Origin of the sequence: Sutterella wadsworthensis, from assembly GCF_003315195.1 — a bacterium.
Lineage (GTDB): Bacteria > Pseudomonadota > Gammaproteobacteria > Burkholderiales > Burkholderiaceae_F > Sutterella > Sutterella wadsworthensis.
Genome location: NZ_QNRV01000001.1, coordinates 142,464 through 166,858 on the forward strand (window position 1 = coordinate 142,464; position 24,395 = coordinate 166,858).

Annotated in this window: 20 protein-coding genes; 11 read left to right on the forward strand and 9 right to left on the reverse strand. The window is 55.1% G+C overall.

Going from position 1 to position 24,395, the window contains the following annotated elements:
* Positions 1 to 129: 129 nt before the first annotated feature.
* Positions 130 to 498 (reverse strand): hypothetical protein, encoded by a 369-nt coding sequence (locus tag DES29_RS00490; protein WP_021995160.1) that lies wholly within the window; start codon positions 496 to 498, stop codon positions 130 to 132.
* Between the two features lie 387 nt (positions 499 to 885).
* Between DES29_RS00490 and DES29_RS00495 the strand changes: the two genes are divergently transcribed.
* A complete protein-coding gene (locus DES29_RS00495) occupies positions 886 to 4,095 on the forward strand; it encodes a beta strand repeat-containing protein (protein WP_113854284.1) in 3,210 nt (1,069 codons plus the stop codon).
* A 192-nt stretch (positions 4,096 to 4,287) separates the two neighbouring features.
* On the opposite strand, the gene DES29_RS00500 is transcribed toward DES29_RS00495, so the two are convergent.
* From DES29_RS00500 to DES29_RS00515, 4 genes are all read right to left on the reverse strand, one after another.
* On the reverse strand, positions 4,288 to 5,181 hold the full coding sequence (locus DES29_RS00500; protein WP_021995481.1) for a universal stress protein: 894 nt from the start codon (positions 5,179 to 5,181) through the stop codon (positions 4,288 to 4,290).
* A 33-nt stretch (positions 5,182 to 5,214) separates the two neighbouring features.
* A complete protein-coding gene (locus tag DES29_RS00505; protein ID WP_021995482.1) occupies positions 5,215 to 6,126 on the reverse strand; it encodes a universal stress protein in 912 nt (303 codons plus the stop codon).
* Between the two features lie 108 nt (positions 6,127 to 6,234).
* Positions 6,235 to 7,263, reverse strand: a complete 1,029-nt coding sequence (locus DES29_RS00510) for a universal stress protein (protein WP_021995483.1) — start codon at positions 7,261 to 7,263, stop codon at positions 6,235 to 6,237.
* A 224-nt stretch (positions 7,264 to 7,487) separates the two neighbouring features.
* Positions 7,488 to 8,294: a ZIP family metal transporter gene (locus tag DES29_RS00515; RefSeq protein ID WP_005432229.1), complete on the reverse strand. Its 807-nt coding sequence runs from the start codon at positions 8,292 to 8,294 to the stop codon at positions 7,488 to 7,490.
* 308 nt (positions 8,295 to 8,602) lie between these two features.
* Here DES29_RS00515 and DES29_RS00520 point away from each other — a divergent pair, with 308 nt between their 5' ends.
* Entirely contained in the window at positions 8,603 to 9,811 is a 1,209-nt protein-coding gene (locus DES29_RS00520; protein WP_016474199.1) for an amino acid aminotransferase, read from the forward strand.
* 132 nt (positions 9,812 to 9,943) lie between these two features.
* Here DES29_RS00520 and DES29_RS00525 read toward each other — a convergent pair whose 3' ends face one another.
* The 3 genes from DES29_RS00525 to DES29_RS00535 form a co-directional block, all read right to left on the reverse strand.
* Positions 9,944 to 10,573 carry a hypothetical protein gene (locus DES29_RS00525; protein ID WP_021995484.1) on the reverse strand — a complete coding sequence of 210 codons (630 nt, stop codon included), beginning with the start codon at positions 10,571 to 10,573 and terminating at the stop codon, positions 9,944 to 9,946.
* A gap of 182 nt (positions 10,574 to 10,755) precedes the next feature.
* The gene (locus tag DES29_RS00530; protein WP_236578962.1) at positions 10,756 to 13,035 is read right to left on the reverse strand and encodes an acetate--CoA ligase family protein; all 2,280 of its coding nucleotides are present in this window, start codon (positions 13,033 to 13,035) and stop codon (positions 10,756 to 10,758) included.
* A 139-nt stretch (positions 13,036 to 13,174) separates the two neighbouring features.
* Positions 13,175 to 15,079 (reverse strand): FAD-dependent oxidoreductase, encoded by a 1,905-nt coding sequence (locus tag DES29_RS00535; protein WP_170126107.1) that lies wholly within the window; start codon positions 15,077 to 15,079, stop codon positions 13,175 to 13,177.
* A gap of 177 nt (positions 15,080 to 15,256) precedes the next feature.
* On the opposite strand from DES29_RS00535, the gene DES29_RS00545 reads away from it, so the two are divergent.
* The 7 genes from DES29_RS00545 (at position 15,257) to DES29_RS00570 (ending at position 21,164) form a co-directional block, all read left to right on the forward strand.
* Positions 15,257 to 16,183 (forward strand): LysR family transcriptional regulator, encoded by a 927-nt coding sequence (locus DES29_RS00545; protein WP_021995488.1) that lies wholly within the window; start codon positions 15,257 to 15,259, stop codon positions 16,181 to 16,183.
* A gap of 399 nt (positions 16,184 to 16,582) precedes the next feature.
* A complete protein-coding gene (locus tag DES29_RS00550; protein WP_021995489.1) occupies positions 16,583 to 17,446 on the forward strand; it encodes a MetQ/NlpA family ABC transporter substrate-binding protein in 864 nt (287 codons plus the stop codon).
* Positions 17,447 to 17,635: 189 nt separating this feature from the next.
* On the forward strand, positions 17,636 to 18,871 hold the full coding sequence (locus DES29_RS00555; RefSeq protein ID WP_113854329.1) for a M20 family metallopeptidase: 1,236 nt from the start codon (positions 17,636 to 17,638) through the stop codon (positions 18,869 to 18,871).
* A 35-nt stretch (positions 18,872 to 18,906) separates the two neighbouring features.
* A complete protein-coding gene (locus tag DES29_RS00560; protein ID WP_016474205.1) occupies positions 18,907 to 19,932 on the forward strand; it encodes a methionine ABC transporter ATP-binding protein in 1,026 nt (341 codons plus the stop codon).
* Complete coding sequence (locus DES29_RS00565; protein ID WP_005432253.1) at positions 19,932 to 20,612, forward strand: methionine ABC transporter permease; 681 nt, start codon at positions 19,932 to 19,934, stop codon at positions 20,610 to 20,612. The genes DES29_RS00560 and DES29_RS00565 overlap by 1 nt, the downstream gene beginning before the upstream one ends.
* Positions 20,613 to 20,665: 53 nt before the next feature.
* Complete coding sequence (locus DES29_RS12410) at positions 20,666 to 20,812, forward strand: hypothetical protein (protein WP_016474206.1); 147 nt, start codon at positions 20,666 to 20,668, stop codon at positions 20,810 to 20,812.
* Positions 20,813 to 20,882: 70 nt separating this feature from the next.
* Positions 20,883 to 21,164 (forward strand): hypothetical protein, encoded by a 282-nt coding sequence (locus tag DES29_RS00570; RefSeq protein ID WP_231293725.1) that lies wholly within the window; start codon positions 20,883 to 20,885, stop codon positions 21,162 to 21,164.
* 101 nt (positions 21,165 to 21,265) lie between these two features.
* Here DES29_RS00570 and DES29_RS00575 read toward each other — a convergent pair whose 3' ends face one another.
* Positions 21,266 to 21,712 (reverse strand): hypothetical protein, encoded by a 447-nt coding sequence (locus DES29_RS00575; protein WP_021995491.1) that lies wholly within the window; start codon positions 21,710 to 21,712, stop codon positions 21,266 to 21,268.
* A gap of 610 nt (positions 21,713 to 22,322) precedes the next feature.
* Between DES29_RS00575 and DES29_RS00585 the strand changes: the two genes are divergently transcribed.
* Both DES29_RS00585 and mmuM read left to right on the forward strand, forming a co-directional pair.
* Entirely contained in the window at positions 22,323 to 23,213 is an 891-nt protein-coding gene (locus tag DES29_RS00585; protein ID WP_005432258.1) for a MetQ/NlpA family ABC transporter substrate-binding protein, read from the forward strand.
* Positions 23,214 to 23,338: 125 nt separating this feature from the next.
* Positions 23,339 to 24,295: a homocysteine S-methyltransferase gene (gene mmuM / locus DES29_RS00590; RefSeq protein ID WP_016474210.1), complete on the forward strand. Its 957-nt coding sequence runs from the start codon at positions 23,339 to 23,341 to the stop codon at positions 24,293 to 24,295.
* The last annotated feature ends 100 nt before the right edge of the window (positions 24,296 to 24,395 follow it).

Here is a 24,395-nt window from a genome sequence, read left to right on the forward strand (position 1 = left end):
CAAAGGCTGAATTTCACAAAAATCCGCCCGTTGATTTGAAGAAAATCAGCGGGCGGATGGTTTTGAATCGTACTCAGGCCCGAAAGAGCTGATGAAGCGCGAAAGCGGTCGAGCAGATTGATTCCAGCGTTAGTCGTGCTCGAGGTATTCGCGCTGATAAGCCATCGTTTCCGGATCTTTTGTTTTCAGGTTGGGGTTCGGACAGCTCAGCACCTGAGCGCGAGTCGTGGCATAGCCGGCTTCGCCTTTGGTATAGGCAATGTGCGTCGCGCCGGGCATCTTGACAGCTTTCTTCAGAATGACGGCCGTGTTGCGGGCTTTGCCGTTGATGAGGAGAACCGAAACCGATCCAACCCAGCCGAGGCTCTTGCAGTGGTTGGCCTCGGCTTCATCGAGAGTGATCAAATTGATGCGATGAGCTTCCCGGGGGACATTGGCACAGCCGGCGATCAGGGCGGATGAAGTCAATGCGGTAATGGCGATTAGTGCTTTTTTCATGATTAATTTCGGAAAAGTGAGAGAAGTTACGTAGTCTGAGCTCAATGGGTTGTACGAGGATGAATCATACAGCTTCAAATGTATACAATCACTTGTTTGCGTATACCTAACGGACCCTTAAAGACAGATCCGCTAAACAACAGCCATTGCGCAGAGGCAATGCCAATAGTTTTCATTTGATTACCGTATATCAATCAAATTTTTTGGATAATCAAACAGTTGATGTTCACGGAACATCAATCATAATGGGTTTTGCTTCATTGCTGGAAAGCTCTTTTTTATCGTCCAGGATCACGCCCGAGTTCATCAGGAAAACCAAGACGCTTGACAGAAGAAGGGGGGGGGGGGTAAAAAAGACTGCAACCCTTGTTTTCACTGGAGAGCTTGATGAAGAAAACGATTATTGCTGCTTCGTTGACAGCATTGGCAATGGGACCTGCATTTGCAGGGGCTTCTGAATACGAAGCAAACGGGCAAACAAAGATATTTGATGGAACAGGGTCATACCCCTCAGGGGACTCGATAAAACTGATCGGCGGGTGGCATTATGACGACAAAACTGAGACAAACGTTTTTGACCATAGTGCGAGCAACACTAATATCACACTCACGGGCGGAACATTTGATGAATTGATTGGCGGCAATCACATCAGGAAGCCTAATACCGGTAGCTACGATCTTAAGATTGGCAACACTCACGTCACTCTGTCGGGGGAAGGCTCCGTCACCTATTTTATTGGCGGCAGCAAGGCCAATAATGCGGACAACACCAACCTGACTACAGGGAATGTGACGGCAGCGATTTCAGGAGGAACCGTCACTGGCAGTGCCATGAGTTGGGGAGACAAGGTCAGTGTGATCGGTGGATCGTATGTGAAATCCACAGGTAATAAAGATTATGGTATTCCGGCTTTAACTACTGCAGAAACAGGGGATATTTCCCTTAGTATTTCCGGCGGAACTTTTACCGGAGCTGTTTTTGGCGGCAGTGTTGCAGATAACTATGGTAAAGAACAAGCATCGGATTCCTCTAAACCGCACCTTTCCATTACGACCGGCGTCAGTTCTCTCCTGATTGAAGGGGGAACCTTTAATTCTTCCGAGTTCGGCGTCTTCGGCGGCAGTGCTGCTCTAGGGCAAAAATCATCGACGGAGTCATCAGGCTCTTCGGTCATTATTGACGCTAAAAAAGATGTTGACATTACGGGCCGCGTAGTCGGCGGGGATCTTTTGGGATTTGGCGGCTCTGGCAAAAACGCCACTTCAAGTACGATCAACGGCAGTACTTCTGTCTCCATCACGGGTTCTAAGAAGATTGCGACTAGTGAATCCGTCATTGGCGGCAGTCTGCTGCATTTGACGCTTGATGGTGAGTCATCAAGTTCGAGTATCAGCGGAACAAGTTCGGTATTCGTAGATGCTGAGAATGCGACGCTGGGTGATGAGGTCATTGGTGGCAGTTATGTTCGGCAGCGCAATCCGAATGGTACGAACACCGCTAACGTAACTGTTGAAAGCACTTCGGTCACTATCCAAAATGGGACTATCAAAGGTAATGTGATCGGCGGCGGCAAGGTAAACGGATTGAAAGGGACGATATCCAATACCGTCACCGGTGATGCATCCGTCACAATTTCCGGCGGAACCGTAGAGGGTGTTGTGATCGGCGGCGGACATTCCAAAATCGGGCAAGGCGCTTCCGGCAACATGGCGGCCGATGTTGAGGGACAGGCATCAATCCAAATGACGGGCGGAACTGTCCATGGCGTTATCGGCGGCGGTCTTAGCTACGCCTATGACAAGACGGGAGATTTTGTTTCCACATCCTCTGTCGGTTCATCCGTAGTTTCCATCTCGGGAGATAGTACGGTAGAAGCCTTAACGTATCTTGCGGCTGGAGACAAGGTCAATATTTCAGCGGCAGTGGTTGGCGGCGGCGTATCTTGGAACAAGCTTGATAATGCTACAACCACATTAACATCCACTTCCGATACTTCGTTAGTTGTGATCGACGGTGCAACTATTAATGACAACGTTGTTGGCGGCGGTTATGCCTACGGGAGCGGTTCTGAAACGGCCGTTAAGAGCGCCGCTCTCACTATTTCAAATGCTGAATTGGGATCATTCGGCAAGGAAGTGAATGTCTACGCTGGCGGTATTGCTTCCGGGAGTGCAAAGTCTTCTGTCGAATCCGCCCAGCTGCAGATCACGGCTACAACGGTGTCGGGGTCTGTGTACACAGGCGGTTCCGGTGCTAACAGTACGGTCGGCACGAGCAGCGCTTCTTTAACGGACACCACGGTTTCAGGTGAATTGAATTTAAAAGGTTCTGACAAAACATCCATTGTTTTCACTGGCGTCAACTCCGTTGGCAGTGTGACTGGAACCGCTCAGTCCTATACCTTTAATGCTGCCGACGACCAGAACGCCCCAGTGCTTACCGTTGGTGACGGTACGGGAGCCATCGATCTAAGTGAGGCAAAGAGCATTCGTGCGAAAGCCAAAGCCGGTCAGACGCTGATCGATGGTTCCGTGAAGACCGATAAAGACATCGTTGTTGTTGTTGAAACGCCGACCGGCGACTTTACCTACAACGTCGAAGCTGGTACGGGTAACGGCATGGGCATCACCTCCGGCGGCCTTCAGATCGGTGAGTCAACAATCAGCGGCAAGGGTGAAGCCAACACCAATTCCAAGACGCTTTCCGAAGCCTTTCTGGGCTCCGTGGCGTTTGTGAATCAGGGGGCAGAGTTCATTGCCGACGAAGGTCTCAATGCAGCAGTTCGCGCCGCTCAGGGCGCTTCCGGCTTCACGGCCTTCGGTGCGATTCACGGCGGAAAGTCTCGCTATGAAACCGGTTCTCATGTTGACCTGCGCGGCACTTCCTTGGCTGCTGGTGCAGCAGGCCGAGTGGGCAGCGCTTTGATTGCCGGTTTTGTAGAAGCCGGCTGGGCGTCTTCTGACTCTCATGTTAACGGTGCGCGAGGCGATGCCGACCATGATTACTATGGCGTCGGCGCGGCCCTGCGCTATGACTTCTCGACGCCCTTCTATCTTGAAGGTTCCGTGCGGGCGGGTTCTGCTTCGACCGATTTTGATGGTGCGTTCGGGAACGCTTCGGCGCATTTTGAATCCGATGCTTTCTATGCCTCCGCTCATCTTGGCGGCGGATATGTGTTCAAACTCGATCCGGTACAGCTCGACCTCTATGGCCGCTATACGGTCACCTATCTGGACAACGATGACACCGATCTCGGCACGGGTTACGGCGAAACGCTTTCGATGAGTTCAGCCACAACGCATGCACTGCGTATCGGCGGCCGTCTGACGGGCGACTTCTCTGAAACGACTTCGTGGAAGGTCGGCGCAGCATACGAACATGTCTTTGACGGTGATGCAGAGGCTGACATTCTTTTCGGCGGTTCAGCTGCGGCTCTGGATGTGCCTTCGCTTTCAGGCAATACCGGTATTCTTGAGTTGGGGCTCTCCGTGAAGCCTTCGGCTTCAAGTCCGTGGACGGCAGGTATCGGCGTTAAAGGCTACGTTGGCGATCGCCGCGGTGCCGCGGGCAATATCAGCGTTCTTTATGCCTTCTAATCTGTTTTAAGCGAAAGGAAATCGCTTGACGCCAAAAGCGCGCCTGACCGGCAGATGCCGTCAGGTGCGCTTAGTTTTTGGGCGAGCCCGAGCTTAACTTTTCGGGGTGAAAAGAGACTGAGGGCTTCTTATAAAAAAAGCAGATCGGGCCATGACGGCTCCGATCTGCGCAATGGAATCGCTTTCTAAGAATTAATCCTTGCGAATAACCAGAATAGGCGCTTCCGTCAGTGCGGCAACATGCATGGCGGTCGAACCGAGAACGGCCGCTTTAAAGTTGCCGTAGCCGTGGCTGCCCATTACCACAATGTCAAGATTCTTGTTGGCATAGTCGGCCAAGGCATGGTCGGCGTCCCCCACGACGAGTTCAGCCTTCACGGCAAGGCCGGCAGCCTCAAAGGGGTCAATCACCGGCTTTACGGCGTCAGCAAAGACACGGCGCTGCTCCGCTTCACGTTCTTGTCGCGTGAGCGTAGGCATATGCGGTGAAACCGGATTAGGCGCGACGGGGTCTGGAATCGGCGCGGAGGCATGCACCACGGTAAATTCCGATTTTGCACCAAAGAGTTCACGGTTTCGCAGCACAAAGTCTGCGGCAGCAGCGCCGTAGTCGGAGCCGTCGACAAAAATGCCGACACGGAGCTTGTCCATCAAGGGCGGCGTCTTGTCGCGCAAAAGGAGCATCGGCACCTTTGTGCGGGCAAGGAGGTCGTTGGAGACCGAGCCAAGAAGCAGTCCCTTGACGGGATTGAGGCCTCGGGTGCCCATCACGATGAGATCGGCCTTAAAGACCTCTGCTTCTTCGGCAAGCGTCTTGCCGATATCGCCGTAAAGGACGCGTTCGGTGACGCCGCGGCGGCGGAGAGTCTCCGGGCCGAGCTCATCAAAAACCTTCTTCCCGGCTTCGAGGTAGTACTGTTTGACCGCCTCCATGCCGAAAAGATGGATGATCGTTTCCGGCACGGAGTACTGCACGTTCACAAGTTCAATTTCCGGCGTGGTGCCGAGAAGCGTTTCGCGGTGCGAAATGAATTCGATCACGCGGCGGCTGTGCAGACTTTCATCAACGGGAACAAGAATGCGCATGTGGCATATCCTTTGAGTTTGAAAATTTGACGATCAAACGAGAAGTTCGTCTTTGTCTGTACGGATGATGAGGATCGGCAGTTCAGTTGCGGCACCGACTTTAGCGGCGGTTGAACCGAGCACTGCAGATTTGAACTTGCCCCAGCCGTGCGAACCCATGACGATGAGGTCCGCGTTTTCGCCGGCATAGGCGGCAATCGCTTCAGCCGCATCGCCCGTGCGCTTAACGGCCTTGGCGTCGAACCCCGCATCGCGAAGGGTGGCGAGCACCGGCGTCACGGCATTTTCCCAAGCCAGCTGGTTCTCTTTTTCAAAGAACTTCAGCGTGGGCGCGGGCGTCACACTGTCAACTTCCGCGAGTGCCATCTTGGTGTAGTCGGGCGCCACAAAGATCACGTCAATAGTGGGATTCGGACCAAAAAGACCGGGATGGTCGGCAATAAAGGCTGCGGCCGATTCACCGTAATCCGAGCCGTCGACTGCGAGCAGCAGGCGAAGGTTCTCGCGTTCGGGGAGCTCTTTTTCGCGCACGAGCAGCACGGGTGTTGTCGTGTGCTCGAGCACGCTGCGGGAAACAGAACCCAGGAAGAAGCTCTTGACGGGGGAAAGACCGCGAGACCCCATGGTAATCAGGTCAATATTGTCGTCGACCGCGATTTTGGCGACAGCTGGTCCGCAGTCGTCAATACGCACCGCCATATGCGGTTCAATGCCGTAGGCCTCGATTTCAGGCGCAAGTTTCTCCACAATCGCCTTGCCTTCAGCTTCATAAACGGACCGAACGGCTTCCAGACTGAAATGCTCAATCACTGTTCCCGGTATGTTCTGCTGCACATTGAGCAGCGTTACATCAGGTTTTTCGCCCATGAACTTCGAGCGGGCGCCAATAAAGCGAACAGCTGCACGGCTGTATGTGCTTCCGTCTACAGGAATCAGAATCCTCATTTTCACTCCTTTGAGAAGCTTTGTTTCTTTAAAGCTTCACTATCTCTTATTGACAGTATCAGCACCGGGAGCTTCCGACCGATCTTCGTCGCTCCTCTTTCGTGTCTATCAGTGTTGATTGGGTGTTTCACCATGATGTGACGCCGCCGAAGGTTCGGAGGGCTCCGCACAGGCGTCCCAGTCCGTTTCCAGCGTCATGGGAAGGTCATCATTCTCTGCTTTGGGGTCAAGCGCACCTGACGGCATCCGAACAATGAGAAGCGGCTGATCAACAATAGCGCAGAGTTTTGAAGCCGTGGAGCCGAGCACAGCCTGCAGGAAGTTTCCGCGGCCATGGCTGCCGATGACAACAATGCCGCCGGTCTTTCGAGCATGCTCCGCAATTGTTTGCGCAGGTTTGCCGAAATATTTGACGCCGCGGGCATTAATGCCGGCGCGCGAGAGTATTTCAAGCGGCACAGCGACAGCTTCTTTCCAGAGTGCATCAGCTTCTTCGTTCCAGCGATCTCGGGTTTTTACAACTATGGATTCGAAACCGACGGAGTGGTTGGTGAGCCAGCGTTCCATATCGGGGAGCACGCTCACGACATCAACCGTTGGGCAGGGACCAAAGAAGTCGCGCGAGCGAACGATAAATTTCGCTGCGGCACTGCCGAATTTGGAGCCGTCGACAGCCAGTGTGATATGCAGGTTTTCTGTCGGTTCGGGATATTGCGTTCCTTTAATAAATAGGAGCGGGCGTTCGACAAGTGCGAGCACCGAGTGCGACGTTGAACCAATAAAAAGACGGGAAACACCCCTGCGGCCGTGCGTACCCATGGCGATTAAGTCGGCGCAGAAGGTGTCGCTGGCATTGGCAATCTCCTCTCCAGGGCGCCCGTAGACAACGGCACGGTAAAGCGGAATGCCGCCTGCGATCGGAAGCAGAGATTCAAGCACTCGTTCGCCCTCGGCGGCAAACGCCGAACGCACTGCCTCGAGCTCCATCATCGTGCCGATGCCGCTTGAAGGAACCGGCGGCTCAACCGTGAGGAGCTGAACAACGGGCATAACCGGCATTTGCTTGGCGCGGTCGGAAACAAACTGTAAAACACTGCGGCTGGGAATACTGCCGTCAACCGGTACGAGAATGCGCATGGAACACTCCTTCATTATGGGTGGCTCCGGAGCGCTCAGCGGGGGACTTATCCGCGGCGCCGTGCTGGAAGACTGATGGTCAGCGTCCTTTGGAAGACGACTGATTACAGTCTTCTTTCTTGATTTGATTATGATCCTTCTTGGCTTTCGAGCGCTACCGTATTTGTACTATTTTGAAAATGCCTTATTTTAAATCTTTTTGTATAACGACATAAAAAGTCGCTTTAGCCTAGTGCGGTGTCGAGCGCCATCATGATGACAAAGCCGAAAATGAAGCAAAGCGTGCCGGCGTCAGAGTGCTGAGACAAATGGGCGGCAGGGATGAGCTCTTCGACCACCACGTAAAGCATGGCGCCGGCGGCAAAAGCGAGCATGAAGGGCATCACCGGGAGAAAGAGCGGAATGGCAAGGGCCGCGAGAATGCCGAAAAGCGGCTCAACAGCGCCTGAACCCGTGCCGAACCAAAAAGCCCGCCAGCGCGATACGCCTTGTCCGGCAAGCGGCAGTGATACTGCGGCGCCTTCGGGGATGTTCTGGATGCCAATGCCCAAGGCCAGCGCGAAAGCCGCTGAAAGTGAAGCGGAATCGCCGGCAATGGCCGCAAGCCCCGCAGTCAGACCGACCGATCCGCCTTCGGGGATGTTGTGCAGCGTGATAGCCAGAAAAAGAAGCATCGCACGGTGCATCTTTGTTTTAGGCCCTTCGGGTTTCGAAGCGCCGGGGTGAAGGTGCGGCAGCACGGCATCAAGGAGTTTGAGAAAACCTGCGCCCGCAGCAATCCCTAAGGAGGCTATCAGCCACGGCGTATCACCTTGTTTCTGCGCCATTTCCTGAGCCGGTATGATCAGACTCCAGACAGAGGCAGCAGTCATGATGCCGGCAGCAAAGCCGAGCGAAAGCGTTTCAGCCAGTTCAGTCTTGGCATCGGGCTTAAGAAAAAATACAGCTGCGGCGCCTGCGGCGGTACACAGAAATGTAAATCCTGTATAGACAGCGGTCCACTTCAGAACGGCCAGGAGTTCTCCATCCATCGTACTTGTCTGCTTAAAGAAAAAAACGAGAAATATTTTAATTGAGAATTATTCTCAAAAACATCGTATCGGATTTGAGCAGTGTAGGACGATCGACGAAGTATTCATAAGCAATCTACCCGAGGCGGGTCGGCACAGCATCAAAGGGCAGGGCGCAAATTGCGCTCAGCAGAGCGGCGGACTCTGCTGCAGTTCGCCAAAGCGCATGCGCATTATTCATAATGTTCCAATCCATTCGCACAGTTGACGGCAGGGTGCCGCCGCACTGTCCTCTCCGCTCTCTTTTGTTTTTTGCAAGGACGCATCAAATGCTTAAGAACGATATTGCCGCTCTCGCCCCCATGCCGGACGATCCCATTCTCGGTCTCGTCAGTCTCTATCAGGCCGATGAGCGTCCCAATAAGGTCAATCTCGGCGTCGGCGTGTATCTGAACGAAGCGGGCAAGGTGCCGCTCCTTGAGGTGGTCGAAGAGGCCGAACGCCGAATGACGAACCGTCATCAGCCGCGTACTTACATGCCGATGTCGGGGCTTCCCGCCTATTGTCAAGCCGTGCAGAAGCTCGTTTTCGGCAAGGATCATCCGGCAGTTGCCGCCGGCACGATTGCCACTGTCCAGACGCTGGGCGGCACCGGCGCACTGCAGCTGGGTGCGGCGTTTGCGCATCAGTTCCTGGGCATTCAGGAATCCGTCGTATCGGATCCGACCTGGGGCAATCACATTGCGATTTTCAAGGCTGACGGGCTCTCTGTCGGCAAGTATCCGTACCTTTCGGCTGACCGCTCGGCAGTGGATTTTGACGCCATGATCAAGGCGCTCAAGGCACTTCCGCCCAAGACGCTGGTGCTCCTCCATGGCTGCTGCCACAATCCGACCGGGCTTGATCTCACCCATGAGGAATGGCGTGAGGTTGCTCAGGTCGTGGCGGAAAAGGATCTCCTTCCTTTGATTGACATGGCATATCAAGGCTTTGGCGACGGCATTGAGGAAGATGCTTATGCCATTCGTCTCTTCGCTGAGCTTGGCCTCACCTTCATGGCCGCAACGTCGTGCTCGAAGAATTTCGGACTCTACGGCGAACGCGTGGGCGCGCTGCATATTTACTGCGGCACTCAGGAATCCACGGCAGTGGTGCTTTCAATCCTCAAGCGCATCGTTCGTCAGGAATATTCCAACCCGCCTTGCCACGGCGGCCAGATTGTTGCCGAAGTTCTCGCCGACCCGGCGCTCGAAGCGGCCTGGCGCAAGGAAGTTGACGGCATGCGCGCCCGCATTCATGCGATGCGCACGGCGCTCTTTGAGGCCGGCAAGGCCGAAGGCGTGGATATGAGCTTTGCCGTCAAGCAAAAGGGCATGTTCTCCTTCACGGGTCTTGCGCCGGAAGAAATGGATGTGCTTCGTGAAGAGCATGCCGTCTACGGCGTTCGCAACGGCCGCATCTGCATTGCGGGACTGAATCTGCGCAATGTTTCCGTTGCTGCCAAGGCGATTGCAGACGTCATTAAGTCGCGTCAATAATCGGGTGAAAAACATGCTTCGCCTCAGCGGACTGCGGGGCGGAGCATGGCGTACATCGAGGCTCTGGGGGATCGAGGGATTTTTCAGAGCTTTTTTGTGCCCGGAGAGCCGTCTTCTCAATTTTGCTCATCCTCATCCCAGGTCGTGGATGAGATCCGGCTTCAAGGAGAATTCGAAGTCGTCTTCGGCAAACTTGACTTCCGGCCACTGTGCAGCGGCTTGAGAAAGTGCACGAATAGGATTGCCGCACTGCACGGGCCAGCGCATCAGTTCCGTGCCGCTCGAGAGTTCCGTGAGAATTGCGGCATGCGGCGGTTCGCAAGCTGCAGAAAGCATTTTGGAAAGCTCTGAGCGCTGTTCGTCAGGGGTTTCCGCTCCGGTGAGGCTTTGAACCCATTGAAGCATTTCGAGCGTACTGCCGATGAGAAAGCCCGCGCTGGCGATGCCGAAGTCCGGCGCGCCGTTCATCTCCGGCAGTGCGTCGGGAGCGGATACGTAAACGCTTCTGCCGTCGGCCGACGGTTCGGGATTGAACCACAGACGAAAGGCCGTTTCTTCATCGAATTGCGCAAATTCCGCAGCACGCGCATGCATAACGTCAGGCGATGCACAGGGAACACCCAGTCTGGCAGCAGGAAGCGGTGCTGAGAAAAGCAATTCTCCCGGCAGATCCTGAAGCATTTCGAGGATGGAAACCGGCTCGAGCGTCAAACGCATGGTTCGTTTGGCGTCGTAGAAGGCGTAGCGCTGAAGATCAAGCATTTTTGGAATCCTTGTGACTTCTTGGACTGGCTGCGTGCTGCCGAAACCGTGGCACGAACTTCCCTCAGCATAATGCAGTGCTCGCGGTCATTGAAGAGCAGCCTGAAGCAAAGGATTGCTTCAGGCTGTATGTTTTCAAGTCTCAGAAAGAGGCTTGACAGAGTTGCTAAGACGCGTGAGTATCAAAGGGCTTTCACGGCATCCACGTCGATAGCGATGCGGGCATCAACAGCGATGGGTTCGCCGTCCTTATCGCTCACCATCAGCGGGTTGATGTCGAGCTCCTTCACGAAGCGATGCTGATCGGCGAGCTGCGAAATGCGCAGCAGGGTGTCTTCGACCTTGTCCATCTGTGCAGGGATCATGCCGCGGGCGCCTTCAAGGAGCTTCACCGCTTTGACGGAGCGGATGAGTTCCTGAGCATCAATGTCGGTAAGCGGCGCGATGCGGAAAGCGACATCCTTAAGGACTTCAACAAAGACGCCGCCGAGACCGAACATAATCATCGGACCCATTTGAGGATCGGTGGCGATGCCGGTGACAAGTTCGCGCTTGCTCTTGACCATTTCCTGAATGATGACGCCTTCAAGACCTTCAAGCAGCCCCTTGGCCTCGAGTTTGGCAAGCAGATCCTGATATTCGGTGCGCAGCTGTGCTTCGTCGGCAATGCCGACACGCACCCCGCCCACATCCGTCTTGTGCGAGGTGGATTTGGACGTCATTTTCATGACTATTGGGTAGCCCACGCGGGCGGCGAGCTCAACGGCTTCTGCTTCGCTGTGAGCCATGCCGCTGCGGCAGGTGCGCACGCCGCAGGCGTCAAGTACTTCGAGGGATTCGCGCGTTGTGAGTTCGCGGCGGCCCTCAGCGGCAGCTGCTTTGAAGATCGAGAGCGCACGATCTTCGTCCATCGGGCGCTGCGGCACCACGCCTTCCGGACGAGCCTGCCAGAGGCGCTGCTGGTTGAGGCGGCAGAAAGCTTCTGCTGCTTCTTCCGAATACATATAGAAGGGTACGGTGACCTTCATTTCGGAGAGCTGCTGGAAGAATTCGCTCTTGGTCATGAAGACGCCGACGATGGGCTTTTCAGGATGATCAGCGCGGATTCGCATCAGTTCACGGGCAACATCGATGTCTTTGAGGCCAAGGAACGGCAGGTAAATCACCATCACCATGTCGACATTCGGGTCGGCCAAAACCGTTTCGACCGTACGGCGGTAGTGTTCCAGCGGGGCAGAGGCGATCATGTCGATGGGATTTTTCACCGAAGCGGCTGCAGGCAGGAAGGAACGCAGTTCCGCCTTTGTTTCGTCACTGATCGGGGCCATCTGCATGCCGAATTCACAGACCGCATCGGTCGCCATGATGCCGGGACCGCCGGAATTGGTGACGATCGCCACGCGGTCGCCCTTCGGAATTGGGCAGTTGGCGAACACTTTGGCGGTGGAGAAGAGGTCTTTGAGCGACATTTCGCGGATGACGCCGGACTGCTTTAAGAGCGCGTCGGCTGCGCGGTCGCCGCCGGCGAGGGAGCCCGTGTGCGAAGAGGCCGCTGAAGCACCGGCGGCCGAGCGGCCGGCTTTGAGCGCAACGATGGGCTTTTTCTTGGAGATGCGGGTGGCAAGCTTGCGGAAGTTCGCGGGATCCGGGATCGATTCCATGTAAAGCAGAATCTGCTTCACATCCGGATCGTTTTCCCAATATTCAAGCGCCGTTTCCGCGTTCACATCGGCCTGATTGCCGATTGAAATAAACTGCGCGAAGCCAACATTGAGATCCTTGAGAATATTGAGGATGCCGCCGCCCAATGCGCCCGACTGCGAAACAAAGCCGATATCGCCCGCAACGGGGAGGCTTTCAGCAAAACATGCATCAAGACGCACATTCGGGTTGGTGTTGACGACGCCGAGGCAGTTTGGACCGACCATGCGCATTCCGTTGGCGCGGACCTTGGCCGCAAGCGCTTCTTCGAGCTCGCGGCCTTCGCCGCCAGTTTCCTTAAAGCCCGCGGAAATGACGACGAGTCCCTTGATGCCTCGGGCAGCGCATTCGTCAACGGTGGAAAGCACAAATTTCGCGTTGACAACGATGACCGCCAGATCCACGCCGTCGGGGAGTTCGCTGACGGACGTATACGTGCGAAGTCCTTCGATCTCGCCGCCCTTGGGGTTGACCGGGTAGATGTGTCCCTTGAAGCCGTATTCGAGCAGGCGCTTCAGAAGATCGTTGCCGATCGTGTGCGGACGAGTGGAGGCGCCGACGACGGCGACTGCACGAGGCTTCAGGATATGGTCAAGCAGCATGGCGGGTGAATCCTTGGTGTTAGTGTCAAAGAGACTCTTTTCAATATGCGGCTGCGCCAGGCGCTCAGTATTTCTATAAAGATTGCGTTGGCAATGGATGCCCGCAGCTCTCGCAGGCATCGTTGAAACAGACGGCATCACTGCATTGTATCGATTCAAGTCCAATTGTCATTTGACCATTCGGATTACTTGCGCCCCCATTCTTTTGTTCGCCGGCGTTTTCTATGGCGAGTGCCTTCGGAGAGCCTAAGCGCCCCGAAGGCACTCGAAGAAGCCGTGCGTTTGAGCGGGGGCTCAGTTACTGCTTTTTGGCAGAGTGGTTCTTAATGGCGTCAGCGATAGCTTCGCGGAAACCCTTGGTCGTGATGGTGGCTCCGGAAACGCTGTCGACTTTGCCGTTTCCTGCGACGGCTGCAGCAGGCAGCGACTCCAATGCCTTTGCGCCGATGCCGGGCGTTTCATGGTGTTCAATCACACGGACGGCTTGAATGCGGTCGCCCTCAAACTTCACGCCCAGGACGATTGCGCCGCCGATCCCGCGGCTGCGGCCCGTCACTTCGCCGGCTTGAGCTGCTGAGGCACGAACGGCTTTGGGATGCCAGTTCGCGGCGCCCTGCATGACGCTCTGAGGATCTGCATCCGTTTTGACCCGCGCGGCTTCCATGCCGGCGATTCGGCCGAAAGCAAGCGCTTCCCCAATATTGCCGCCGCCGTTATAGAGATTCGGAAAGACGGAACCAAGTTCGCCAGCGGCATAAAGATGAGCAATCACACCGCCGCCGCGTTTGATCAGTTCGGCTCGCTCATTGCGTTCCGGGCCGCCTTGCGTATTCGTGAAGGTTTTCTCGACTTTGACGCCGTAGAAAGGTGCGGAAAGGAGCGGCTTCAAATAGCGTTTGCCGCGTTTGAACTGAAGATCGTCACCCTTGGCGCACTGTTCGTTGTAGAAGTCGATCTGTCGGCGCAGACCGTCAGGATCTATGCCGAGCTCGCGGGCAATCTCTTCAATCGTATTGCCTTTCTTCACCATCCCGGAAGCAATTTCTTTTTCGGAATCTTTGCTCCAGGATTCGTAAATGCATTCGGATTTTCGGGCTTCTTCGTCGAAGATCATGAAGGCATTGTCGGGCATGACAAGCGGAGTCCAGCCGTTGTGGTAGGGCACGCGGCCGTGCTTGGAGTGGGTGGCTTCATTCATGAAGCGCCATCCGTCAGCGCCGACGATGACGGCGTTGTTGCGCGTGAAGCCGCAGCCGGAAATGTTGTGCGAGGTGTCGTGCAGCAGATAGCCGTAAGCCGCGCCCGTGTCCGGATTGATCACGTTGGGATCCGGGCCGTTGACGACGGCCATGTTGACGAGTTTGGCATTGACGTCGAGCGCCATCTCGATGCCGTCGCCCGTATTGAAGTGCGCGCCTTTGGGGAATGCATTGTAGATATAGGCGTAGTTTTCATACATTCGCGGATTGTTTTCAAATCCGCCGGTAGCGAGTACGACGCCGCGGCGGGCACGGATAAGGCGGTCGCGGCCTTCGCTTTTGACCACCATGCCGTGAACGATCCCGGTCTTTTCATCTTGAAGGAGTTTGACTGCCGGCGATTCGTACCAAATGTCGATGCGGCTGGCGCGTTTTTCAACATTTTCCTGCATCAGCGCATAGAGCTTGCCGTCTGCACCCGGCAGTGAAACAAAGACGCGCTGAATGTACTTGGCGCCTTTGAAGTCGGGAAATTCAGCCGCGTTGGGGGTGACTTTAGGATCTGCGCCGAGTTTCCTGAGATATTCAGCCTGATGTTTGGTTTCTTTGATATAGGTTCGAATCACTTCATCGGAAGGATTGTCAGCGCCCTTCTGCATCGCCTTCATGTAGGCGAAGAGCTCATCGTCGGGTGCTGAGGGATCAAAAAAGAGGCAGCCCTGATGAGCGTAGCGGCTGTTGCCGCCTTCTTTGCCGTAGGGCGCCTTTTCAACCATCAGCACGTTGGCGCCGGCATCTGCAGCAGCAATGGCGGCTGCGGCGCCGGCAAAGCCGTAACCGGCGATGACAACGTCGTATTCGGCGTCCCATTGAATGCTTTGCAGATAGCTGCTTGAAGCCGAAATGACTTCCTGAGCAGCAGGCTCGGCAGCATAAGCGGAAGGAAAGGAGAGAAATGCGGCGCTCAGACAGAGTGCGGCTGCGGAGAGACGAAAGGCACGCATAATGCTGTTCTTGAAAGAGTGATGAAAGGATTCTCGAATACGAGTAAATCGAATGAGTTTTTTGTCGTGTGAACGACAAAATACTATATAAATATCATCATGTTGGTTTATTATTCTTGCGAATAGTGAATTCGTTAAAAACGAAATCACAATGCAAAGCGTTAAAGTACCGACAAAATGTTTACCTACGATCTGGTTGATCTCCGTCTTTTTTCTGCCGCCGCACGTGCGGGTTCTGTATCGCAGGCTGCGTCTGAAGTTCATTTGGCGGTAAGTTCAGCCTCTGCGAGGCTTAAGGCATTCGAAGCTCGTTCGGGCGTGAAGCTTTTTGAGCGCAGACCGCACGGGGTGGATTTGACGCCTGCAGGCGTTGAGACCGTGCATGCCGTTCGGGCGATGCTCCACGATGCAGAAGTTTTGGAAAGTGTTCTGACGCGGTTTCGAATGAATCATCAGGAGGTATGCGTGGCAGCGCTTCCCAATGCGATGACGGTTGGCTTGGCAGACGACGTGAGTGCCTTTTTGGAGCAGAATCCCGAGGTGAGCATCAAACTCACTAACTATGCTCGAGCAGGACGACTGCTCGATTCGGTGTTGAACCGCACCTGTGACCTGGCCTTCACCTCTTGGACGGGAGGTCACGCCGAACTGCTTTGTGCGCCGTACCGGCCGCTGCGGCTCGCTGCTGTATTCGCACCCGAGTCTTCGGCAGGGAAGGCCTTGAGGGGACAAAAGGGTGTGCGGCTCGCAGATTTATTTGATTTCGATTTCATTGCACTCGATCGAGATACTGCGCTGCGTCACGTGATTGACGAAGAGGTGGCGAAGACGGGGGGCAGGCTCCGCGTCAAGATTTGGACGGAGAGCTACGCGAGTGCGCTTCATTTTGCAGCAGCAGGCCGCGGCGTAACGATTCTGCCGCTTGAGGCTGCCAAAAAGGATGAAAGAGTCTGTGCGTTAACGCTCGATGAACCTTGGGCTTCGCTTTTGATTCGTATCTGGCATGTGCCCAATCTCAAAGAATTGAACCCGGATGCGGATGCTCTTCTCCGGTTCCTGGTGAATGCTTCAGCCCCGTCGCGTGCAGGGATGAAAACGCTTTGAGTGTGCCTCATGGTCCGTATTCGAATAGGCGCGGGTGAGGTCAAGAGCGCTGCAGTGAGACCGGAGAGAGGCAGACATGAACGAATGTTCGCTTTGGCTTCGACGAACATCATCAATACCTGGCAATTGTGCTTAGTACGCCTAGTGATTCATCAGATATTCTTACAGAACGCGCCCCCTAGATGCTTATGCAGAGCGCTAGAGGGTACGTCAGGAACCGCTGCCTCATAGGATGATCGGCCGTTCCCTTCCGCACATAAGTGCGCCTTCAATTTTCTGCAGCGTCGGATTCCGCGGGAATTCGAGCGGAGCTGCAAATCCTCTTTCGAAGGCGTGGAGCGCGCGGCGCTCCCTTTCAGACAAAAGAATCAAGAACATCGTCAGAAGGACTTTTCAGACATGACCAAATTCACCAAGAGCGCTGCTGCTGCGGCCGCTGCCATTTTCGTTTCTGTCACGCTCGCCGGCTGCGGCGGTGATGAAAAAACGGATATCACAACCGTCAAGGTAGGTGTTGTCGGCGAATACAACGCCCAGTGGGACACCGTCAATAAGCTCCTTGAGAAAGACAAGATCAAAGTTGAGCTCGTCAAATATTCCGACTATGCAACGCCCAACCGCGCCTTGTCAGATAAGGAAATTGATCTCAATGCCTTCCAGCACAAGGCATATCTTGCCAATGACATCAAGCGCAACGGCTACAAGATCGTCGCCATCGGCGACACGCTTGTGACGCCGCTTCGCGTCTTCAACAACAAGCAGAAGATCAAGGCGATTGCCGACATCAAGGACGGCGACAAGATTGCCATTCCGGCGGATCTGACCAACGGCGGCCGTGCGCTGAAGCTGCTTGAAGCCGCGGGTCTTTTCACGCTCAATCCCGACAAGGGCTATGTGCCTAATAAAACCGATATCACGCATTTCAATAAGAAAGTGCAGATCGTTGAGGCAGAGTCCGGCATGCTCGCAAACCTCCTGCCTGATGTGACGGCGGCGGTCATCAACGGCGGCAATGCCTTTACTGCGAAGCTCGATCCGTATGCGGATTCAATCTTCTCGGAAAATCTGGATCCGAAGACGAATCCGTACTTTGGTCAGCTCGTCAACGTGATCGTTGCGCGCGAAGCCGATAAGGACAATCCTGTCTATAAGAAGGTGGTTGCCGCTTATCAGACGCAGGATGTAGCCCAGACGCTCAAGGATGCCTATAAGGGTGCCTACGTGCCGGTCTGGCCTGGGGCTGCTGATTACAAACTGAAGTAAGAGGCTCTCAAAAAAAAGCACCGTCCGATGCTTTTTCGCCGCCGCATTCAACCGTCCGGATCTGCGCTGCTGCGCCCGGACGGTTTTGCGCTTCATTCATCTGCGGTGTTTTTTGGGACGTATCTGAAAGCCCCGCATGCCTCCTCAAAGCGTCAGCATCCATCCCTTCAAAAAAGAAAGCCGACCGTCATGACTACCGAATCCCCCGAACAGATCATCAAAGCGTTTGTCGAGAAGCGCCTGCCAATCTATCAGGCTGCCGCGCGCGATATTCACGCGCATCCTGAAACCAGCAACCACGAATACTTTGCCTGCAAGCGGCTTTCGGATCTGCTTAAAGGTGAAGGTTTTGAAGTTCAGGTTGATGTGGCCGGTCATCCTACGGGTTTTGACGCACGATTCAAATCCGGCAAACCCGGTCCGGTTCTCTGCTTTTTGGCCGAGTACGATGCGCTGGTCGGTCTCGGGCACGGGTGCGGTCACAACCTTTTCGGCGCCACCAGTGCGCTCGCCGGCGTTGCGCTGGCACAAGCCGCAAAATTGGTGGGCGGTGAAATCCGCGTTTATGGAACACCCGGCGAAGAAGGCGGCGAGAACGGCAGTGCCAAAGGAAGCTTCGTTCGCGAAGGCTTTTTCAAGGATGTGGATGCGGCGCTCTGCGTGCATCCGAGCTCCTCGGGTCATCGCCTGACGAATCCTTCCTTAGGCTGTGCGCCGGTAGACATTGAATTTCATGGCAAGGCCTCGCACGCCGCAAGTGCGCCCGAGCAGGGCATCAATGCGCTTGACGCACTGATTCAGGTCTATAACGGCATCAATGCGCTTCGCCAGCACCTCCCGGCCGATGTGCGCATTCACGGCATCATTACGCATGGCGGTGATGCGCCGAACATTGTCCCGGAATACGCTGCGGCGAAGTTTTATCTGCGCGCGGCAACTGCTCCGGTACTCGAAGAGGTTTGGAAGAAGGTCGAACGCATTGTCGAGGGCGCAGCTTTGATGACGGGGGCTAAGGGATCCATGAAACCCTCGCAGAACCGCGTGGAAAATACAATCCTCACGCCTAAGTTCGACGCCGTCTACCGCCGGCGTATGGAAGAGCTGCTTGCCGAAACGGGCAGCGGCGAAAAGGTTGAGGATTCGGCAGAAAAAGCCGGCGGCTCCTCCGATGTCGGCAATGTTTCACAGGTGATTCCCACCATTCAGCCGACGATCCGGATCAGTAAAGTGCCCGTGCGCGGTCACAGTGAAGAGTTCAAAGCGGCGTCCTGCTCTGCGCTCGGACTGGCTTCCATCGGTTTGGGCGCCAAAGCGCTTGCGCTTACGGGGCTCGACCTCTTGACGGATCCGCAGCTGCTTGCCGACATCAAGGCTGATCATGCCGACGCGCTCGTGCGTCAGGCTGCGGCCGCAAAACAGCATTAACCCTCATTCATCAGCCTGAATCACAAGAAAATCAAATGATCAAGCTCAATCACATTACCAAGCGGTTTGAATCGGGCGACAGAACCGTCACCGCAGTCGACGATGTTTCGCTCGCCATCAACGCCGGAGAGGTTTTCGGCATCATCGGCTTTTCCGGGGCGGGGAAGTCCACGCTTGTGCGCTGCATCAATTTGCTCGAGCGGCCGACTTCAGGCGAAGTGATTGTCGACGGTGTCGACCTCACTGAGCTCGACGAAAAGGCGCTGCGTCAAGTTCGTCAGCGTATCGGCATGATTTTCCAGCACTTCAACTTGATGCCCTCGCGCACGGTGACCGAGAACATCGAAATGCCGCTGAAGCTGACGACGCTTACGCCTGCCGAACGCAAGGCCAAGATCTCGTCGCTTTTGGAGCTCGTTGAGCTTTCTGATAAAGCGGATGCATACCCCTCGCAGCTCTCTGGCGGTCAGAAGCAGCGTGTGGCCATTGCCCGCGCGCTGGCCAATGATCCCAAGGTGCTGCTGTGCGACGAAGCGACGAGCGCACTTGACCCGAAGACGACGCGGTCGATTTTGAAGCTTCTGCGGGAGGTCAACCAGCGGCTGGGCATCACGATTGTCGTGATCACGCACCAGATGTCGGTCGTCAAGTACATCTGCGACCGTGCGGCGGTTATGGAAAAAGGCCGAGTGGTCGAGGAAGGCACGATCCTCGAGATCTTCTCGCATCCCAAAATGCCGGTGACGAAGGGTTTTATTGATACAGCGACGAATGTCGATGATCTCTATGAACTCCTTGAAGAAACTCGTTCGGGCGACGGCGTCAATCACGGCCAGACGGTGTATCTGCTCACTTATACGGGTTCTTCGGCCGGAAAGCCGCTGATGGTCGAGCTCTACCAGCGCTTCGGCGTGGAGGCCAACATCATCTTCGGCAATGTTGAGCTGCTCAAGGGGACGCCGCTCGGCAAACTCGCCGTCACGCTCTCGGGTACACCTGAATCTGTAGGAGATGCGCTTGAATTCATTCGCAGCCAGAACGTCGTCGTGGAGGCTCTCTAATGTTTGACTGGATCTATTTTCTTGCGCCCAACCTCAAGCAATTGGGCGGCGAACTGCTGACCTGCCTGGGGCAGACCTTCACAATGATTGGCGTGTCCGGCATTCTTTCGTGGATTCTGGGCATTCTCGTCGGAGTGCTGCTCGTCACGTGCCGTCCGGGCGGCATCCTTGAGAATCGGCCGCTCTTCACGATTTTTGACCGCGGGATCGACATCATCCGCTCGATTCCATTCATTATCCTGATCGTGCTTCTGATCCCGCTCTCGCGCTTTCTGGTCGGTACCGGTTCAGGCGTGACGGGGAGCTTCGTTGCGCTCGTTTTCGGTACGGTGCCTTTCTTTGCGCGTCAGATCGAATCGGTGCTCTCCGAAATTGACCACGGTCTCGTAGAGGCCAGTGCGGCAATGGGCTTTTCACCGCGGCAGATCATTTTCGGCGTCTATCTGCGGGAAAGTATTCCGGGCATCACCCGCGTGACGATGATTACCTTCGTCAGCTTTGTGGGCATTACGGCCATTGCCGGCGCGATCGGCGCGGGCGGCATCGGCGACTTTGCCATCCGCTACGGCTATCAGATGGGCTACCGCGACATGATTTGGCTGACGGTGCTCATTATTCTCGCCATCATCAGCATCTTCCAGTTCTTTGGAAATATGATCATCCGCCGTACCACGCACTGACGGTTTCTTTTGGAACATGCAGAGAGCATTGAAACCCGACTAGTCATGCACATATGACGACAACGGATGTTTGCTCCGGCAGCGTCGAACCCATCGATTCTGCCGGTGCAAAGCCCAAGCGGCTCCCAAAGGAGCGCCGTCGGCGGACGGCCGTCAAGAGTGAAGAAGATCGTGCGAAAAAATGCCTCACTGATGCCTGAGAACGCAAAATGGGACAGGTTTGATTTAACGGCCGCTCCGTCAACGTTATGCTGTTGATGGAGTGCGGCTTTGTTCACCAGCGCCGCATTTAAAAACAGCAGCCAATCCTCCAGAAGGTGTACCGTGCGTCAACTTCTACAGATTCTTATAAAGAAAGTTGCCAAAATTTCCGAATTGGTTTTCGTCGCAGCCGTGATCGCGCCGATTGTGGACCAAAAATATTTGTCCTATCCGGTGATCATCGTTTCATTTGTCTGCTGCATCCTGACGCTTGTATTGTCCGTTTTATACGGCCCAAAAGCCGCGGACGGACGAGATTCATCGAAGACACCGCTCAAGACCAAAAAATGACGGCGGAAGGTCCGCAGACTTCGGCTGCCTGAAGGCATGAAAGAAAATAGGCTGCATCTTTGGAGGGTGCAGCCTATCAACGTTGACAGAGCCTCAGTCCTTTATTTTTTGGTGACTTCAATCACTTCATCCGTAGCGTTTGAAATTGTATAAGGGGAGCCGTCGAGCGCTGCGGCAATGGCATCCTTGATTGACATCGTGCCGACAACGGGTGCAATTTTCATTGCCGAAAGTTCCTGATCGGTGTAGCGCACTGCACAGCCGGTGGCATGCGCCAAGGCTTGAGCGGCTTCGTCAAAACGCATGTCCTTGAGATCATAAGGATGGACGGCGGTTACCTGCAGGCAGCCGCGGCCGGGCTGTGCGGCAGGGGCAGTATTCTCAGCCGCAGATGGTGCTGCTGAAGGTTCCGTCTTCGCCGGAGCGGCTGCAGATGAGGAAGCGGCAGCGGTGGATGGCTCTGTTTTCGCCCCGTCGCTGCAGCCGGCAAGGAAGAGTGCAGAAAGGGCGGCGACGGCCGCTGCCGCTTTGAAATTCATGTTGGCCATGGAAGATAACTCCTTTGAAATGACGGTTGTTGGGCTTATTCTGCCGCCATTGCATCTATGAAGACATTCGCAAATTGCAACCGGCAGGGCGGGTTCTTGCCTAAAAGTTGCAGATGTTGCAGCCGTCTCGAAAGTCTGCGGATGGTGTTTCGACAAGTACCGGTTTGCGTGCGTTTGCTTCAGCGGTGTCCAGGTGACATCCTGAAAACTTCGGCCCCATGAGAGGCACGTGCGGGCTGCGGTTTGAGGGATGGCCGTGCGTCTGGTCGATCAAAGCCGCATCGAGCATACTCAAGCCGCCTAATTGCCTTGAGGTATTACTTTGTCTCCTTCAGATTTCTTGCTGCTCCCGAGCGCTCTTCGGGCAGAATAATTCAGACGGATCGCGGATCCGCCAACGCATTCATCCCAATCAGATTCGTCGCGGACGAATCTGCTCGATGTCCGGACAAGAAGCTCCGCATCGAAGAAGAGACCGGCCCAGGACATCAGGTCCCGCAGTCGACGCAGTGACGAAGTCAGCTGTGTGCAGCGCCTGCAGCGCTCTAGAGCAAACGGGTCTCTTTTAACTGTATAAGTCCCAAAATTTTATCGACAGGAATAGTTCACCATGCAGAAGCGCACCTTCCTTAAATCCGCATTGGCCCTCGGCGTTGCTCTGAGCGCAGCTCCGATTCTTACTGCCTGCAGCAAGGCTGAGCCCGAAAAGCAGGCTGCCGCGCAGGCGCCTGCGGCTGCACCCGCAGCTGCCGAGGCTCCGAAGCTTAAGCCCATCAAGGTTGCTGTGACCGCAGGACCGCATGCCGACATCGTGACGAAGGCCGCTGAAGTTGCTAAGAAGCAGGGCTTTGACGTCAAAGTGGTCGAGTTCACGGATTACATCACGCCCGATACCGCCCTTGCCGAAAAGCAGCTTGACGTCGCTGTCTATCAGCACGAACCGTTCCTGCTCAATTTCAATAAGCAAAAGGGCACGGATCTGGTGGTTGCTGCCAATGCCGTTGTGCAGCCGATGGGCCTTTATTCCAACAAGATTCATTCATTGGATGACATCAAGGCCGATACGAAAATCGCCATTCCAAATGATCCGTCTAACGGCGGACGCGCGCTCGTTCTGCTCGAGAAGGCCGGCATCATTAAACTCAAGCCCGACTATAAGGGCGAAGCTTCCATTCATGACGTGGCGGAAAATCCGCGCGGTGTGAAGCTCGTTGAACTCGAAGCCGCTCAGCTTCCGATCAGCCTGCAGGATCTTGATGTGGCCTGTGTGCCGATGAACTACGCGGTTTCCGGCGGTCTCGACGTTAATAAGCAGGGCTTTTACTTTGAGTCCCGCGACGCTAAGTACGCACTCATCATCATTGCCGCACGTCCGGACAATGTGCAGTCGCCTGAAGTGCAGACCTTCGTCAAGTGCTATCAGTCGCCGGAAGTGGCTGCCTTCATCAAGGAAAAGTTCAAGGGACAGATCAACCCGGCCTGGGAGCAGCCCGCCAAATAATGATCTGCTGAACGCTCAGCAGATTTAGTGAGCTGCCTAAAAGCGGCGGATGAAACAGACGACGAAATCGCCGGTTTCCTCTGCCGCTTTAAAATATCCGGCACAACCGATTTGGAGTTTCTTTGATGGCTTTAACCAAACATCCCATTGCCGACCTTATTGCTCGCCGCGGCGGACTCGTTATTGACGGAGCCATGTCAACTCCGCTCGAAGCCGCTGGGCTCAATCTCAACGATACGCTCTGGAGTGCCAAGGCGCTTCTGGAGTGTCCGGATCTGGTGCGCAAAGTTCATTACGACTACTACGCAGCCGGTGCGAATGCCGTCGAGGCTTGTTCATATCAGGCGACTGAAGCGGCCTTTGCCCGCAAAGGCATTGAAAAGGCCGAAGCCTCCCGCTTGATTCGCTTGAGCGGAGAACTGGTGCGCGAAGCGAAAAACGATGTGCTGCTCGAGCACCCGGAATGGGATCCGGCGGATCTGCTCACGGCGGGCTCCATTGGGCCTTACGGTGCATATCTGGCAGACGGCAGTGAATATACGGGCGCCTACGATCTAACGCGTGAGGAGTATTACGCTTTTCATCAGCTTCGCCTTGACGAACTGCTCAATTCCGGCATGGACATTTTGGCGATTGAAACGCAGCCTCGTTTTGATGAAATTGAGGCGCTCCTCGCCATGATTGCTGACCGCGATATCACCTGCTGGGTGACTGTGACGCTTAAGGACGGCGATATGCCCGACGGCACAAAGCTCGAAGTCCTTGCCAAATGTCTTGATGCAGATCCGCATGTTGAAGCCTTCGGTTTCAACTGCGTTAAGCGCGAATGGGTGGAACCGGGTCTGAAGCGGTTGTCCGCTTATACAGACAAGCCTTTGGTTGTCTATCCGAATTCCGGTGAGACGTATGATCCGACAACGAAGACCTGGCATGCTCAGGGTGTGCATGAGCCGGACTGGAATCATTACGTGCCGCTCTGGGAACATACGGGCGCACGCTGCATCGGCGGCTGCTGCCGCACGCTGCCTAAGGACATTGTGCAGATTGCGGAGCTCCTTCATAGGGCGGCCGAGAAGCATTAAGGAAGAGGGCTGAAAGCCCCTCTGCAAATCCAATTTTCTGAAGAACCAAGAAAAACGGCGCCATTTCACGAAGAAATGGGCGCCGTTTTTTTGGCTTTGA

Bases quoted from the DNA above. Each gene is read 5' to 3' on its own strand.
- DES29_RS00495 (WP_113854284.1), top strand. From the start codon at position 886: ATGAAGAAAACGATTATTGCTGCTTCGTTGACAGCATTGGCAATGGGA.
- DES29_RS00585 (WP_005432258.1), top strand. From the start codon at position 22,323: ATGCAGAAGCGCACCTTCCTTAAATCCGCATTGGCCCTCGGCGTTGCT.
- DES29_RS00560 (WP_016474205.1), top strand. From the start codon at position 18,907: ATGATCAAGCTCAATCACATTACCAAGCGGTTTGAATCGGGCGACAGA.
- DES29_RS00535 (WP_170126107.1), bottom strand. From the start codon at position 15,079: ATGCGTGCCTTTCGTCTCTCCGCAGCCGCACTCTGTCTGAGCGCCGCA.
- DES29_RS00505 (WP_021995482.1), bottom strand. From the start codon at position 6,126: ATGAGGATTCTGATTCCTGTAGACGGAAGCACATACAGCCGTGCAGCT.
- DES29_RS00545 (WP_021995488.1), top strand. From the start codon at position 15,257: ATGTTTACCTACGATCTGGTTGATCTCCGTCTTTTTTCTGCCGCCGCA.
- DES29_RS00500 (WP_021995481.1), bottom strand. From the start codon at position 5,181: ATGCGCATTCTTGTTCCCGTTGATGAAAGTCTGCACAGCCGCCGCGTG.
- DES29_RS00525 (WP_021995484.1), bottom strand. From the start codon at position 10,573: ATGCTTGATCTTCAGCGCTACGCCTTCTACGACGCCAAACGAACCATG.
- DES29_RS00490 (WP_021995160.1), bottom strand. From the start codon at position 498: ATGAAAAAAGCACTAATCGCCATTACCGCATTGACTTCATCCGCCCTG.
- DES29_RS00520 (WP_016474199.1), top strand. From the start codon at position 8,603: ATGCTTAAGAACGATATTGCCGCTCTCGCCCCCATGCCGGACGATCCC.
- DES29_RS00555 (WP_113854329.1), top strand. From the start codon at position 17,636: ATGACTACCGAATCCCCCGAACAGATCATCAAAGCGTTTGTCGAGAAG.
- DES29_RS00510 (WP_021995483.1), bottom strand. From the start codon at position 7,263: ATGCGCATTCTCGTACCGGTTGACGGCAGTATTCCCAGCCGCAGTGTT.
- mmuM (WP_016474210.1), top strand. From the start codon at position 23,339: ATGGCTTTAACCAAACATCCCATTGCCGACCTTATTGCTCGCCGCGGC.
- DES29_RS12410 (WP_016474206.1), top strand. From the start codon at position 20,666: ATGACGACAACGGATGTTTGCTCCGGCAGCGTCGAACCCATCGATTCT.
- DES29_RS00550 (WP_021995489.1), top strand. From the start codon at position 16,583: ATGACCAAATTCACCAAGAGCGCTGCTGCTGCGGCCGCTGCCATTTTC.
- DES29_RS00515 (WP_005432229.1), bottom strand. From the start codon at position 8,294: ATGGATGGAGAACTCCTGGCCGTTCTGAAGTGGACCGCTGTCTATACA.
- DES29_RS00565 (WP_005432253.1), top strand. From the start codon at position 19,932: ATGTTTGACTGGATCTATTTTCTTGCGCCCAACCTCAAGCAATTGGGC.
- DES29_RS00575 (WP_021995491.1), bottom strand. From the start codon at position 21,712: ATGGCCAACATGAATTTCAAAGCGGCAGCGGCCGTCGCCGCCCTTTCT.